Raw genomic sequence first — 13,794 nt, 5'->3', positions numbered from 1 at the left:
GATCACCGTGTCAGGAAAGTTCCGCGTACCCACCAGGGTGCGCACCGCGATGGCGGTGTGCACGGCCGCCGGCCTCGCCTGCGCCGCGCTCACCGCGCTGCCCGCGTCCGCGGCGCAGGACTCGCTCACCGCCCAGTACCGCACCAGCGCCTCCGGCGCCACCGCCGACCAGGCCGAGCCATGGCTGGAGGTCACCAACACCGGCAGCACCACGGTGCCGCTCAGCCGGGTCACCGTGCGGTACTACTTCACGTCCGACGGCGCTGGGGTGAGTTACCGCTTCGCCTGCTCATGGGCGGTCAAGGGCTGCGCCAATGTCACCGGGACGTTCGGCACGCTCGCCAACCCGACGGCCACCGCGGACCGTTACCTGGAGGTCGGCTTCACCTCGGGCGCCGGTTCGCTCGCCCCCGGCCAGAACACCGGTGACCTGCAACTGCGGTTCTACCGGGCCGACTGGCAGACCATCACCCAGTCCGACGACTACTCCTTCAACGGCGCCCAGACCTCCTACGCGAACTGGCCGAAGGTGACCGTGCAGGACAGCGGAGCCGTGGTGTACGGCACCGCGCCGGCCGGCAACGACCCGACGCCGCCCACCACGCCCCCCACCACCCCGCCGACGAGTCCGGGCGGCGGCACGCCCGACGGGCCCACGCTCTTCGACGACTTCAGCTACACCACCAGCTCCGACGCGGCGATCGGGCAGCACGGCTGGACGGTGAAGTCCGGCCAGGGCGGCCCCGGGGTGGCCGGAGCCACCTGGGCGCCCGGCGACGTCACCTTCGTCACCGACGGGTCGAGCAAGGTGATGAACCTCAAGCTCACCACCGACGGCACCGCGGCCGGCACCCGGGAGACCGAGATCCAGACCACCGCGCAGAAGTTCAAGAACGGCACCTACGCGGCCCGGGTGAAGTTCGACGACACCCCTGACGGCGGCCCGGACGGCGACCACGTCAACCAGACCTTCTTCAACTTCACACCGCTGAACGCGCCGATGGACCCGAACTACAGCGAGCAGGACTTCGAGTACCTGCCCAACGGCGGCTGGGGCGAGACCCAGAACATCATGTACGAGACCACCTGGGAGACGTACAACCCGGACCCCTGGAACGCGGTCAACACCCACGGCCAGCAGTACGGGAGCCTGGACGGCTGGCACGACCTGCAGATCACCATCGACAACACCAGCGTCACGTACTTCATCGACGGCCAGGTGGTGGCGACCCACGGCGAGCCGTACCTGCCCGAGGGCGGCCAGTTCATCGACTTCAACCACTGGCTGATCGACCTGGCCGGCCAGACCGGCACCACCTCGCGCTCGTACAACGAGCGGGTCGACTACGTCTACTTCGTCAAGGACCAGGTGCTCTCCCCGGCCCAGGTCCAGTCCGCCGTCTCCGGCCTGCGCGCCGCCGGCACCGCCTTCAAGGACACCGTCCCGGCGAGCTGACCCCCGCCGCCCGGTTTCCGCCCACCGCGGCAACACCGCCGCAGCACCGCCGCCGCGCCGCCGGTACGCCGCCCGCACCCCGCGCACCCGGGTGCGGGCGGTCGGCCGCTCCGGGCGCCGTGCTTTTCTGTTATCCGCAGATCGTGGGAGCGTCTCCTGTCCGAGGGCAGAGAACGCGAGCGAGATGGAGCAGTGATGCGCGCAGGCGATCGGGTCGGTCCTGACCCCGGGATGGTGGTCGCGGCACGGGCGGGCGATCAGCGAGCGCTGGACCTGCTGGTCGCGGAGTGCCTGCCGCTGGTCTACAACATCGTCGGTCGGGCGCTGGACGGGCACGACGACGTGGACGACGTGGTGCAGGAGACGCTGCTGCGGGTGGTGCGCGGGCTCGGTGAGCTGCGCGACCCTGCGGCGTTCCGGTCCTGGCTGGTGGCGATCGCGGTACGGCAGGTGCGCGACCGTGAGCAGGCCCGCAAGGCGTCCTGGCACCAGCAGACCGCGCTGGACACGGCCGAGCTGATACCCGACCCGGCCTCCGACTTCGCCTCGGTGACGATCCTGCGGCTCGGGCTGACCGACCAGCGCCGGGAGATCGCCGAGGCCACCCGCTGGCTGGACCCCGACGACCGTCCGCTGCTGGCGCTGTGGTGGCTGGAGGAGACCGGTGACATCGGCCGCTCCGAGCTGGCCGACGCGCTGGGCCTGACCCGGCAGCACGCGGCGGTGAAGGTCCAGCGGATGAAGGAGCAGCTGGAGACCTCCAGGACCGTGGTGCGGGTGCTGGGCGCCGCCGAGCAGTGCCCCGACCTGCACCAGCTCGCCGTGGGCTGGGACGGCGTGCCCAGCCCGCTGTGGCGCAAGCGGTTCGCCCGCCACGTCCGGGGCTGCGAGGTCTGCGGCCGGGTCGGCGGCGTGCTGCTGCCGATGGACCGGCTGCTCAGCGGGCTGCCGATGCTGCCGGTGCCGGTCGGCCTCCCGTTCGCCACGCCCCACCCGGGCCTGGGCCCGCTGCCCGCCCACTCCCCCGCGGCCCCGCCGCCGGCCTCCCCGGCCGCTTCCCCGGCGGCCCCGGGCACCGCCGCGCACCCGCACCCCCCGGTGCGCAGCGGTGCCCGGCGCGGAGCCCACGGGCTGCGGCGGGCCCGGCCGCGGCTGCTGCGCGGCCCGTTCGGCGTGCCGGCGGCCGCGATGGGCGCTGTCGCGGCGGTCGCGGCCGGCACCCTGCTCGCCGTCCACCTGTCCGCCGGCAGCCCGGCGCCGGTCGCGCAGGCCACCGCCTCCCCGCGGCCGTCGCCGACCCTGCGGCTCACCACTGCCCCGGCGCCCACCACCGCCTCCCCTTCGCCCAGTCCGTCGAAGAAGAAACCGCCGACGAAGAAGCCGGCCGCCAAGGCCGCCACCCGGGCGCCCAGGAAGGCCCCCGCCCCACCACCCGCTGCGCCGGTCTCCTCGGTCCGCAAGGGCGTGGGGGTGTGGTCCTTCAACGGGGTGAACACCGCGCTCGACCGGTCAGGCGCGGGCTGGTTCTACACCTGGTCCACCACCCACAGCGGCATCAGCGGCCCCGGCTTCGTCCCGATGATCTGGGGCGCGGACAGCGTCAACTCCGGCACGCTGGCGCAGGCGAAGGCGGCCGGCCCGTATCTGCTGGGCTTCAACGAGCCCGACATGGCCGCGCAGTCCAACATGTCGGCGGACAAGGCGCTCTCGCTGTGGCCGCAGCTGATGGACACCGGCAAGGTGCTGGGCAGCCCGGCGGTGGCGTACGGCGGGGACACGCCCGGCGGCTGGCTGGACACGTTCATGTCCGGCGCGAAGGCCAAGGGATACCGCGTCGACTTCATCACGCTGCACTGGTACGGCGGGGACTTCACCACGCCGAACGCGGTCGCCCAGCTGAAGTCGTATCTCCAGGCGGTCTACAACCGCTACCACAAGCCGATCTGGCTGACCGAGTTCGCCCTGATCGACTTCTCCAACGGCACCCGTTTCCCGACCGACCAGCAGCAGGCCGCCTTCGTCACCGCGGCCACCAAGATGCTGGACGGACTGCCGTATCTCCAGCGGTACGCCTGGTTCGGTCTGGGGGCCGACGACTCCAAGCCGAGCAGCGGGCTCTTCCACAGCGGTCCTTCCGAGACGCCCGCGGGACGCGCCTTCGAGGCGGCACGCTAGGAGTCCGGACGCTCGCAGCGGACCTCCGGGGCGCCGACCTCCGAGGCGCCGGCGGCCGGGCCTGAGGCGGCCGGCAGGTTCACGCCACCGCGTCGCCGGTCCGGCGGGGCAGGGCGGCCGGCGGGGTGTCGTGGTGGATGGGGATCGTCGCCCCGGTGAGGGGGGCGCCGGAGCCGCCGTGGCGGAAGGCGACGATCTCGGCGGCGATCGACAGGGCCGTCTCCTCCGGGGTGCGGGCACCGAGGTCGAGGCCGATCGGGGAGTGGAGCCGGGCCAGGTCGAGTTCGGTGACGCCGTTCTCCCGCAGCCGGTCGAGCCGCTGGAGGTGGGTGCGGCGCGACCCCATCGCGCCGACGTAGGCGACCGGCAGCCGCAACGCCCGCTCCAGCAGCGGGAGATCGAACTTCGCGTCGTGGGTGAGCACGCAGACCGCGGTACGGCCGTCGATCCGCTGGGCGGTGGCCTCCGCGTCCAGGTAGCGGTGCGGCCAGTCCACGACCACCTCGTCCGCCTCGGGGAAGCGCCGCGCGGTGGCGAAGACCGGCCGGGCGTCGCAGACCGTCACCCGGTAGCCGAGGAACTTCCCGGCCCGTACCAGCGCCGCGGCGAAGTCGATCGCACCGAACACCAGCAGCCGCGGCGGCGGCACGCTCGACTCGACCAGCAGCGTGACCGGCTCCCCGCAGCGGCTGCCGTCGGCGCCGATCTCCACCGTGCCGGTACGGCCGGCCGCCAGCAGTGCCCGCGCCTGCGCCGCCGCGTCACGGTCCCGGCGGGGGTCGCCGAGCGAGCCTTCCCAGCCGTCGCCCTCCCCTACCAGCAGCGCCCGGCCCAGCAGTTCCGCCGGGCCGGCGACGACCCGGGCGGCTGCCGCCGCCTCCCCGGAGGCGGCGGCGGCCAGGGCCCGGACCAGCTCCGGGCGGGCCGCGGGGTCGATCCGCTGGATGAGGATGTCGATCTCGCCGCCGCAGGTGAGACCCACGGCGAAGGCGTCCTCGTCCGAGTAGCCGAAGCGCTCCAGCAGCGTCTCGGGACCGTGGCCGTCCAGTGCCTCCCGGCACAGGTCGTAGACGGCGCCCTCGACGCACCCGCCGGACACGCTGCCGATCACGGTGCCCGCACCGTCGACGGCGAGCGCGGCGCCGGGCTGCCGCGGCGCGCTGCCGCCGGTGGCGACGACGGTGGCGACCGCGAACGGCCGGCCGCGAAGGCACCAGCGGTGCAGTTCTTCCGCGATGTCCAGCATGGTGGCTCAACTCCCTCTGGTCCCCGTCCGCGGTGCCCCGGACGCCGGGGTGCTACGACCCGGTCAGGTGTTCCGGTCGGACCGGGGTCCGGTTCAGCTCAAGACCGGTGGCCTGCCGGATGGCGGCGAGGACGGCCGGAGTTGAGGAGAGGGTGGGCGCCTCGCCGACGCCGCGCAGCCCGTACGGGGCGTGGGAGTCGGCGAGTTCGAGGACGTCGACCGGGATGTCCGGCGTGTCGAGGATGGTCGGGATGAGGTAGTCGGTGAAGGAGGGGTTGCGGACCTTCGCGGTCCGCGGGTCGACCACGATCTCCTCCATCACCGCCACGCCGAGGCCCTGGGTGGTGCCGCCCTGGATCTGGCCGATGACGGAGAGCGGGTTGAGTGCCTTGCCGACGTCCTGGGCGCAGGCGAGTTCGACCACCTTGACCAAGCCGAGTTCGGTGTCGACCTCGACCACCGCCCGGTGCGCGGCGAAGCTGTACTGCACATGGCCGTTGCCCTGGCCGGTGCGCAGGTCGAACGCCTGGGTCGGGCGGTGCCTGAACTCAAGTTCCAGATCGACCGCCTCGCCCTCCAGCACGTCCGCGAGGGCGGCCAGCGCCTCACCGCCGTCGGTGACCACCTTGCCGCCCTCCAGCAGGAGTTCGGCGGTTGCCCAGGCCGGGTGGTAGGTGCCGAACTTGCGGCGGCCGATCTCCAGCACCTGCTCGCGTACCGCCTCGCAGGTGTTCTTCACCGCGCCGCCGGTCATGTACGTCTGCCGGGAGGCGGAGGTGGAGCCGGCCGAGCCGACCCGGGTGTCGGCGGGCTGGATGGTCACCTGGGCGACGCCGAGTTCGGAGCGGGCGATCTGGGCCTGCACGGTGATGCCGCCCTGACCGACCTCGGCCATCGCGGTGTGCACGGTGACCACCGGTTCACCGCCCACGACCTCCATCCGGACCCGGGCGGTGGAGTAGTCGTCGAAGCCCTCGGAGAAGCCGACGTTCTTGATGCCGACCGCGTAGCCGACGCCGCGGACCACACCCTCGCCGTGGGTGGTGTTGGACAGTCCGCCGGGAAGGGCGCGGACGTCGGAGGCGCCGCCGGCCACCTCCCACTGCCGTTCCGGCGGCAGCGGACGGGACTTGACCCGGCGCAGCAGTTCGGCGACGGGTGCGGGCGAGTCGACCGGCTGGCCGGTCGGCATGATGGTGCCCTGCTCCATGGCGTTGCGCTGCCGGAACTCCACCGGGTCCAAGCCGAGCCGCGCGGCCAGTTTGTCCATCTGCGCCTCGTAGGCGAAGCACGCCTGGACCGCGCCGAAACCGCGCATCGCCCCGCACGGCGGGTTGTTGGTGTAGAGGGCGAGCGCCTCGATGTCGACGTCGTCGATGACGTACGGGCCGGCCGAGAGTGAGGCGGCGTTGCCGACCACGGCCGGGGAGGAGGAGGCGTACGCGCCGCCGTCCAGCACGATCCGGCACTTCATGTGGGTGAGCTTGCCGTCCTTGGTGGCACCGTGCTCGTACCAGAGCCTGGCGGGGTGCCGGTGGACATGGCCGAAGAAGGACTCGAAGCGGTTGTAGACGATCTTCACCGGTTTGCCGGTGCGCAGCGCCAGCAGGCAGCCGTGGATCTGCATCGACAGGTCCTCCCGGCCGCCGAAGGCGCCGCCGACACCGGAGAGCGTCATGCGGACCTTGCTCTCCGGCAGGCCGAGCACCGGCGCGATCTGCCGCAGGTCGGCGTGGAGCCACTGGGTGGCCACGTAGAGGTCGACGCCACCGTCCTCGGCGGGGACCGCGAGCCCCGACTCCGGGCCGAGGAACGCCTGGTCCTGCATGCCGAAGACGTAACTGCCGGTGACGATCACGTCCGCCCGCCGCGCCGCCGCTTCGGCGTCGCCGCGGACGATCGGCTGACGGTGCAGGATGTTGGGGTGCGTGACGTGGGGGAAGTGGTGGTCGTCGCGGTGCTCGTGGACCAGCACCGCGCCGGGCGCGGTGGCGGACGCCTCGTCGGTGATGACGGGCAGCTCCTCGTAGACGATCCGGATCTTGGCGGCGGCCCTGCGGGCCGTCTCCGGGTGGTCGGCGGCGACCAGCGCGACGGGTTCGCCGTGGTGGCGGACCTTGCCGTGGGCGAGCACCGGGGTGTCCTGGATCTCCAGGCCGTAGTGCCTGACCTCGGTGGGCAGGTCGTCGTAGGTGAGCACGGCGTAGACCCCGGAGGTGGCCAGTGCCTCGGCGGTGTCGATGGACACGATGGTGGCGTGCGCGACGGTGCTGCGCAGGGTGTAGCCCCACAGCATGTCCTCGTGCCAGAGGTCGGAGGCGTACGCGAACTCGCCGGTGACCTTGAGGACACCGTCGGGACGCAGCGTGGACTCGCCGATGCCGCCCTTCGTGGCGGCGCCCTGGGTCAGCCCTGTGGGGGTGGGAGTGATGCCGCTGGTCGTCACGGTCGCACCGCCTCTTCCGCCGCTTCCGCGCGGGCGGCGGCCAGCCGGACCGCGTCGAGGATCTTCTCGTAGCCCGTGCAGCGGCACAGGTTGCCCGACAGGGCCTCGCGGATGTCGCCGTCGGAGGGTTCGGGGTTGCGTTCCAGCAACTCGTCGGCGGCGACGAGGAGTCCGGGGGTGCAGAAGCCGCACTGCACCGCGCCGGCGTCCACGAACGCCTGCTGGAGGGTCCCCAGTTCGCCGTTCTCGCCGGTAAGTCCCTCGACGGTGTCGACCTGCCGTCCTTCCGCCTGGCCCGCGGCCACCAGGCACGAGCAGACCAGGACGCCGTCCAGGCGGACCGTGCAGGAACCGCATTCGCCTTGCTCGCAGGCGTTCTTGGAGCCGGGCAGGCCGAGCCGCTCGCGCAGCACGTAGAGCAGGCTCTCGCCCTCCCAGACGTCGTCCGCCTCCTGGGGGCGGCCGTTGACCGTGAAGTTCACGCGCATGACGCGCTCCTCTCGCCGCGGTATTCCTGCCAGGTCCAGCCCAGGGTGCGGCGGGCCATCACCGCGAGTGCGTGCCGGCGGTAGGAAGCGGTGCCGCGCACGTCGTCGATCGGGTTGGCGGCACCGGCCACCAGATCGGCGAACTGCCGTGCCACGGACGGCGGTACGGCGCCCCGGCTCTCCCACAGGCCGCCCTCGTCGAGCGCGGCGGCCAGGAACTCCTCTGCGGTCTTCGCGCGGATCGGGGTGGGCGCGGCCGAGCCGATGCCGGTGCGTACCGTCCGGGTCTCGGGGTGCAGTGCGATGCCGAAGGCGCAGACCGCGATCACCATGGCGTTGCGGGTGCCGACCTTGGAGAACTGCTGCGGGCCGCTCGCCTTCTTCAGGTGCACCGCGCGGATCAGTTCGTCGGCGGCCAGCGCGTTGCGTTTCACACCGACATAGAAGTCGTCGATGGGGATCATCCGGGTGCCGCGGACCGACACCGCTTCGACCTCGGCGCCGCCGGCCAGCAGCGCCGGGTGGGCGTCACCGGCCGGGGAGGCGGTGCCGAGGTTGCCGCCGACACCGCCGCGGTTGCGGATCTGCGGGGAGGCGACGGTGTGCCCGGCGAGCGCGAGCCCGGGCAGTTCGGTGCGGAGCGCCTCCATGATGCGGGTGTACGGGACACCGGCGCCCAGCCGTACGGTCTCCGCGCCGACCTCCCACTCCTGGAGTTCGCCGATCCGGTTCAGGTCCAGCAGGTACTCCGGCCTGCGGTGGTCGAAGTTGATCTCGACCATGACATCGGTGCCGCCCGCGATGGGCACGGCGGTGGGGTGCGCGGCCTTCGCGGCGAGCGCTTCCTCCCAGCCGGCGGGGCGCAGGAAGTCCATGGGGGGTCTCTTCTCGGATTCTCGAAGGGGACGCGAATGGGGCGCGGAGGGGACGTGAAGGTGAGGGGACGGAGGGTCGCTTCGAGGAGTGCGGAAGATCTCCTCCTGTTGAGCAATGCACGCGGACACGGCCCAGTACACGGCGGAGCGCCCGTTCGGGTGCAGTCACCGAAACCATGAAGGGCCGGGCCGGTCAGCAGCCGTGTCTTGTAGATTCCTCTGAAAGGAGCCGCTCCGAAACCTGGCGGCATCCCACCGGCAATACCGATGGAACGGCTCCCCCGTCACCCTGGGATGCGCACGGATTGCTCACGACAAGGCGACAACGATGCGGCTGCGGGCCCTGCTGGAAACCGAAGGTCTCGGCCTGCGGCTGCTCGGCGGCGAGGACGAACTCGACCGTACGGTACGCGGCGTCATGACGACCGACATGCGCGACCCCAGCCGTTACCTCACCGGCGGCGAACTGGTGCTCACCGGCCTGGCCTGGTGGCACTCCCCGGCCGACTCCGACCCCTTCGTCCGGCACCTGGCCGGCGCCGGAGTGGCCGGCCTCGCGGCAGGCGAGGCGGATCACGCCGAGATCCCGGGCGACCTGATCGCCGCCTGCGCCCGCAACCGGCTGCCGCTCTTCGCGGTGAACGAGCAGGTCTCCTTCGCCACCATCACGGAGTACGTGGTCCGGCAGGTCTCCACCGAGCGGGCCGGCGACCTGGCGGCGGTCGTCGACCGGCACCGGCGGCTGATGTCCTCAGGACCGGGCAGCAGCGGCCCGGACGCGGTGCTCGATCTGCTCGGCACCGATCTGGACCTGCGGGCCTGGGTGCTGTCGGCCACCGGCCGGGAGATCGGCGGCTCCGAGCGGCCACTGCCCGCCGCGCTGCGGGCGGAGCTGGCCGGCGCCGGGCAGGCCGCGGCCCGTACCGCCCGCCCGGTGCCGTACCGGGTCGCGGTCCAGGGCGGCCGGACGTACTCGCTCTTCCCGGTCCGGGCCGGCGACGGCACCTCGGACGTACGGGCCACGGTGCTCTCCGACTGGTTCCTCGCGGTGGCGGCGGACGCCGGCGAGTGGCCGGCCGAGCGGCTCGACCTGCTGCACGGCGTCACCCAGCTGATCGCGGTGGAACGTGACCGGCGCGAGGCGGCCCGCACGGTACGGCGGCGGCTGGCCACGGAGGTCTTCGAACTGCTCGGCGGCGGCGCCCCGGCGGCCGAGACCGGTGCCCGGCTGCGGGCGGCGGCGCCGGTGCTGGTGCCGGGTGCCGGGGCGGTGCCGCAGTGGCAGATCGTGGTGGCCAGGGTCGACTGGTCGGGCGGCGAGGCGGCGTCAGGTCCGGTCGCCCAGGCGCTGCTGGAGGAGGCACTGGCCGACCCGGCGGAGGCCGGCCCGGCCGCGGCCGAGCGGATCGCGGTGGCGCACGCGGACGGCACGGCGATGGCGCTGGTGCCGCTGCTGCCGGCGCGGGGTACGGCGGGGGCGGCGCCGGGGTCGCCTGTCGCTGTGGGGGTGCCGGGGGCCGTGGGAGCGACGGAACAGCCGGCCGGCCCGGAGGGCGGCGCCGCGGCGCCGCCCGTGCCGCTGGTGGCGGAGCGGGTGCTGGCGCAGCTGCGCGGGCCGATGTCCCGCGGGCTCGGCGAGGACGGCCGGCTGACGGTCGGGGTGAGCGCGGCGGTGCACTCCCCCGAGGGGCTGCGCGGCGCGCTGGAGGAGGCCAGGCACGCCCGCCGGGTGGCGGCGGCGCGGCCGGGGCGGGTCTGCGTCGCCGGGCACGAGGAGCTGGCCTCGCACGTCCTGCTGCTGCCGTTCGTGCCGGACGACGTCCGCCGGGCCTTCACCGCGCGGCTGCTGGACCCGCTGCGGGCGTACGACCGGCGGCACCGGGCCGAGCTGATCCCGACGCTGGAGGCGTTCCTGGAGTGCGACGGCTCCTGGACCCGCTGCGCCACCCGGCTGCACCTGCACGTCAACACGCTGCGCTACCGGATCGGGCGGATCGAGCAGCTCACCGGGCGGGACCTGGCCCGGCTGGAGGACAAGCTGGACTTCTTCCTCGCACTGCGGATGAGCTGACGCTTTACCACCGTGTGCGGGGTACAGCCAGCCGCCGCATTAGTGATCCCATTCACAAGAAGTGATCTCCGACCCCTTGGCGCGGGCCCCCTCCCCGTGCTGGACTTCGGCCACTGGTTGTCGACTGACGGACATCCGGAGGTCAACTCACGGTCGGCGGCCCGCACGCGCGTACACGTGCGGGCGGGCACGGAGTTGCCTGGCTCACACTGGCTCGATGACGCGCTTGGGGGAGAGGCTGTGGCGGAGACCGCCCTGTCGGCATCTGTGGTCGGGGTACCGGACGTGTGGCGGCTGCGGGCACGCGGCTGCTGGTCCGAGGCGGCGGCGCTGCTCGCCCCCTTCTGCGAGGACGACGCGGGGGCCGCGCTGAGCAGAGCGGAGCTGCTGGTGGAGGGGTGCTTCTACCAGTTGGAGGGGTGGGCCGAGGCGGAGGACGCGCTGCGGGTGGCCGAGGCGCTGGCGGCCAGTGACGAGGAGCGGGGGGCGGCGGCCTCGGAGCGGGGCTATCTGGCGTACGGGGCGACGCTCTTCTCGGTACGGGACCGGGCGGACGAGGCGAGGTCGGCGTTCGGGCGGAGCGCGGCGCTGCTCTCCCCCGGGTCGCCGGGGCGGCCACTGCTGGACTTCCGGCGCGGGCTGGTCGCGGAGAACATCGCGGCGAACCCGACGGCGGCGCGGGCCGCCTACCGCCGTGCGCACGCCGGGGCGGTGGCCCACGGCGACACCTTCCTCACCTCCTTCACCTGGCGGCACCTGGCCGGGCTGGCCGCCGCGGACGGCGACCTCGCCGAGGCGAGGCACGGCTTCGCCGAGTCGCTGCGGATCCGGGTCTCCCTCGGCCACCTCGTCGGCACCGCGCCGGCCCTCCTCGCCCTCGCCGACCTCGAACCCGACGAAACCGCCGCGGCCCTCCGCGCGGAAGCGGCCCGCCTCTACACCCTCCTCGGCAACATCCCCGCCTGGCTCTCCCCCGCCTTCACCCTCTGACCGCCCCCACCGTCCGCCGGGAGAACGCCACCGACCGCGGCCGGCCCCCACCCCTGTCCGCGCCCCACCGGCCACGCCGGGAGAACGCCACGCGCGGACGACCCCCGGGCCGGACCGGACTCCGCCGGACCCGCACAGGCGGACGACGACGCTGGGACGCGAAAGTCCTGTCCGCGCCCCCCGGGCCCGCCGGGAGAACGCCACGCGCGGGCAAGGCCGTGGGGCGCGCCGCCAGGGCCCCGGGGACGCACCGCGGACGGGGGTTCGGGGGTGCCGCCGGAGGCTAGCGCCAGGTGGAGCCGGCGAAGTGCTCGCGGGCGAGGGACTCGACAACCCGGACGTCGCCGGCGATCAACGCCTCCAGCAGGACCCCGTGCTCGGTCGCGTCAGCGAGAATCGTGCCGGGCCCGCGCGGCCCCGCCGGCGGCCACTGGGCGCGGCGGTGCAACTCCTCCGCGACCGAGACGAGCTGAAGGTTGCCGGAGAACTCCAGCAGCGCCCGGTGGAAGGCCCGGTCCGCCTCCGCGTACGCCGCCCGGTCCCCGAGCGCCGCCACCGCGACCGTCTCCTCGGCCAGCGGCCGCAACCGCTCCCACCGCCCCGACGGCACCGACCTGGCCAGCGCCAGCACCACCGGGACCTCCAGCAGCGCCCGCACCTGCGCCAGCTCCGCCAGATCCCGCGCCGTGCGCTCGGCCACCCGGAACCCCCGGTTCGGCAGCACCTCGACCGCCCCCTCGCGGGCGAGCACCTGCATCGCCTCCCGCACCGGCGTCGCCGACACCCCGTACCGCTCGGCCAGCGCCGGCGCCGAATGCACCGACCCCGGCGCCAGCCCGCCGCCGACGATCTCCGCCCGCAGCCCGTCGAGCACCTGGTCCCGTACCGACAGCCGCTCCGGCAGCCGCGGCTCGCGGGGGGCCGGGACCCCGGTGTGCGCGGCCTGATCCACCGAGGTCCCTTCCGTGTCCGAGGATTCCGCCAGCCGTCACCCGGGTGGCGTACTGGGGTCAGGGTAAACCCCCGTTCCCGTGGCTAAGGTAAGCCTTGCCATGCAAGCGATCACCTCCAGTTACGCCCGGCTCGCCGCCGTCCACCCCGGCCTGAAGATCAGCGCCGCCGCCCCCCGCGGCGGCGCCGGCTGGATCACCGCGGACGAGCTGGCCCGCGGCGGCCCCGCGCTGACCGCCCACGTGGCGCGGGAGACCGACCGGCTGACCCGCGAACACGGCCGAGCGCCGCGGCCCGACGTGGCCGCGACACTGGCCCTGCACCGCTACCTCTGGCCCGCCTGCCTGCTCTTCACCGCGCCGTGGTTCCTGCGCCGCCGCGTGCCGCTGCTGCCCGTCACCGCCGTGGCCGCCCACCCGGCCACCGGACGGATCACCGTCCGCGTACGCGACTTCGTATGCCTGCCGGACGACCCGGCGGCGCGGCTGCCGGGGGCCCGTCCCGTCCCCGGCGAAGCGGCGCTGCGCCGTGAACTGCGCGCCGCGCTCGCCGGACATCTCACCCCCGTGCTCACCGCGTTCCGGCCGCTGCTGCGCCGCGGGCCGCGTGCGCTGTGGGGCATGGCGACCGACGAGGTCGCCGAAGGGCTCTGGTACGTCGGGCGGTCGCTCGGCGAAGCGGACCGCGCGGTGGCCGAACTGACCGCGCTGCTGCCGGGCGGCACCGCTCCGTTCGCCGGCGGCGCCGCCTTCACCGCCGTACCCGCATCACCTGCAGAAGCCGACTCTCCGTCAATTCCCGTACGTCAGACGGCCGGAGCAACCCGGAAGCGCCTCTCGTGCTGTCTCTTCTACACCATCAGTCCCACCGCCCCCTGCGCGGGCTGCCCGCGGGACCGCAATCCGGACCGTATCGACCGCCGGGCGACGGCAGCCTGAGCCGTCACGCTACGATCTCGATCAACTCAGCTGTTCTGGCACGAGAGTTCGAGGACAGGTCACCGTACGCGTGCTCTTGTGCCATAACGTCTGCACGTATCCGCGCTCTTCGCAATGATGGCGGTCGTCAACCGGTCCACGACCCCGAGCGCGACGGA

At 73.6% G+C, this 13,794-nt stretch carries 10 protein-coding genes; 5 read left to right on the top strand and 5 right to left on the bottom strand.

Going from position 1 to position 13,794, the window contains the following annotated elements; all coding sequences use genetic code 11:
• Positions 1–49: 49 nt before the first annotated feature.
• The gene (locus tag OG552_RS28590; protein ID WP_329141219.1) at positions 50–1,456 is read left to right on the top strand and encodes a cellulose binding domain-containing protein; all 1,407 of its coding nucleotides are present in this window, start codon (positions 50–52) and stop codon (positions 1,454–1,456) included.
• 195 nt (positions 1,457–1,651) lie between these two features.
• Entirely contained in the window at positions 1,652–3,631 is a 1,980-nt protein-coding gene (locus OG552_RS28585; protein ID WP_329137766.1) for a sigma-70 family RNA polymerase sigma factor, read from the top strand.
• Positions 3,632–3,710: 79 nt separating this feature from the next.
• Here the strand turns inward: OG552_RS28585 and OG552_RS28580 are convergent, their stop codons facing one another.
• From OG552_RS28580 to OG552_RS28565, 4 genes are read right to left on the bottom strand one after another with little or no spacing between them, the layout of a single operon-like run.
• Positions 3,711–4,877 (bottom strand): XdhC family protein, encoded by a 1,167-nt coding sequence (locus OG552_RS28580; RefSeq protein ID WP_329137765.1) that lies wholly within the window; start codon positions 4,875–4,877, stop codon positions 3,711–3,713.
• A gap of 52 nt (positions 4,878–4,929) precedes the next feature.
• Entirely contained in the window at positions 4,930–7,323 is a 2,394-nt protein-coding gene (gene pucD / locus OG552_RS28575; RefSeq protein WP_329137763.1) for a xanthine dehydrogenase subunit D, read from the bottom strand.
• Positions 7,320–7,811, bottom strand: a complete 492-nt coding sequence (locus OG552_RS28570; protein WP_329137761.1) for a (2Fe-2S)-binding protein — start codon at positions 7,809–7,811, stop codon at positions 7,320–7,322. The genes pucD and OG552_RS28570 overlap by 4 nt, the downstream gene beginning before the upstream one ends.
• Positions 7,802–8,686, bottom strand: coding sequence for an FAD binding domain-containing protein (locus OG552_RS28565; protein WP_329137759.1), 885 nt, complete (start codon positions 8,684–8,686; stop codon positions 7,802–7,804). Before OG552_RS28565 ends, OG552_RS28570 begins: the two co-directional genes overlap by 10 nt.
• A gap of 328 nt (positions 8,687–9,014) precedes the next feature.
• On the opposite strand from OG552_RS28565, the gene OG552_RS28560 reads away from it, so the two are divergent.
• Both OG552_RS28560 and OG552_RS28555 read left to right on the top strand, forming a co-directional pair.
• Entirely contained in the window at positions 9,015–10,757 is a 1,743-nt protein-coding gene (locus tag OG552_RS28560) for a PucR family transcriptional regulator ligand-binding domain-containing protein (RefSeq protein WP_329137757.1), read from the top strand.
• 240 nt (positions 10,758–10,997) lie between these two features.
• A complete protein-coding gene (locus OG552_RS28555; RefSeq protein ID WP_329137755.1) occupies positions 10,998–11,747 on the top strand; it encodes a hypothetical protein in 750 nt (249 codons plus the stop codon).
• Between the two features lie 283 nt (positions 11,748–12,030).
• On the opposite strand, the gene OG552_RS28550 is transcribed toward OG552_RS28555, so the two are convergent.
• Positions 12,031–12,732: a GntR family transcriptional regulator gene (locus OG552_RS28550; protein WP_443071209.1), complete on the bottom strand. Its 702-nt coding sequence runs from the start codon at positions 12,730–12,732 to the stop codon at positions 12,031–12,033.
• 67 nt (positions 12,733–12,799) lie between these two features.
• On the opposite strand from OG552_RS28550, the gene OG552_RS28545 reads away from it, so the two are divergent.
• Positions 12,800–13,636, top strand: a complete 837-nt coding sequence (locus OG552_RS28545) for an iron-sulfur protein (protein WP_329137751.1) — start codon at positions 12,800–12,802, stop codon at positions 13,634–13,636.
• Positions 13,637–13,794: the final 158 nt, after the last annotated feature.

The organism is Streptomyces sp. NBC_01476 (genome assembly GCF_036227265.1).
Lineage (GTDB): Bacteria > Actinomycetota > Actinomycetes > Streptomycetales > Streptomycetaceae > Actinacidiphila.
This window is presented reverse-complemented; position numbering and strand designations above follow the sequence as displayed.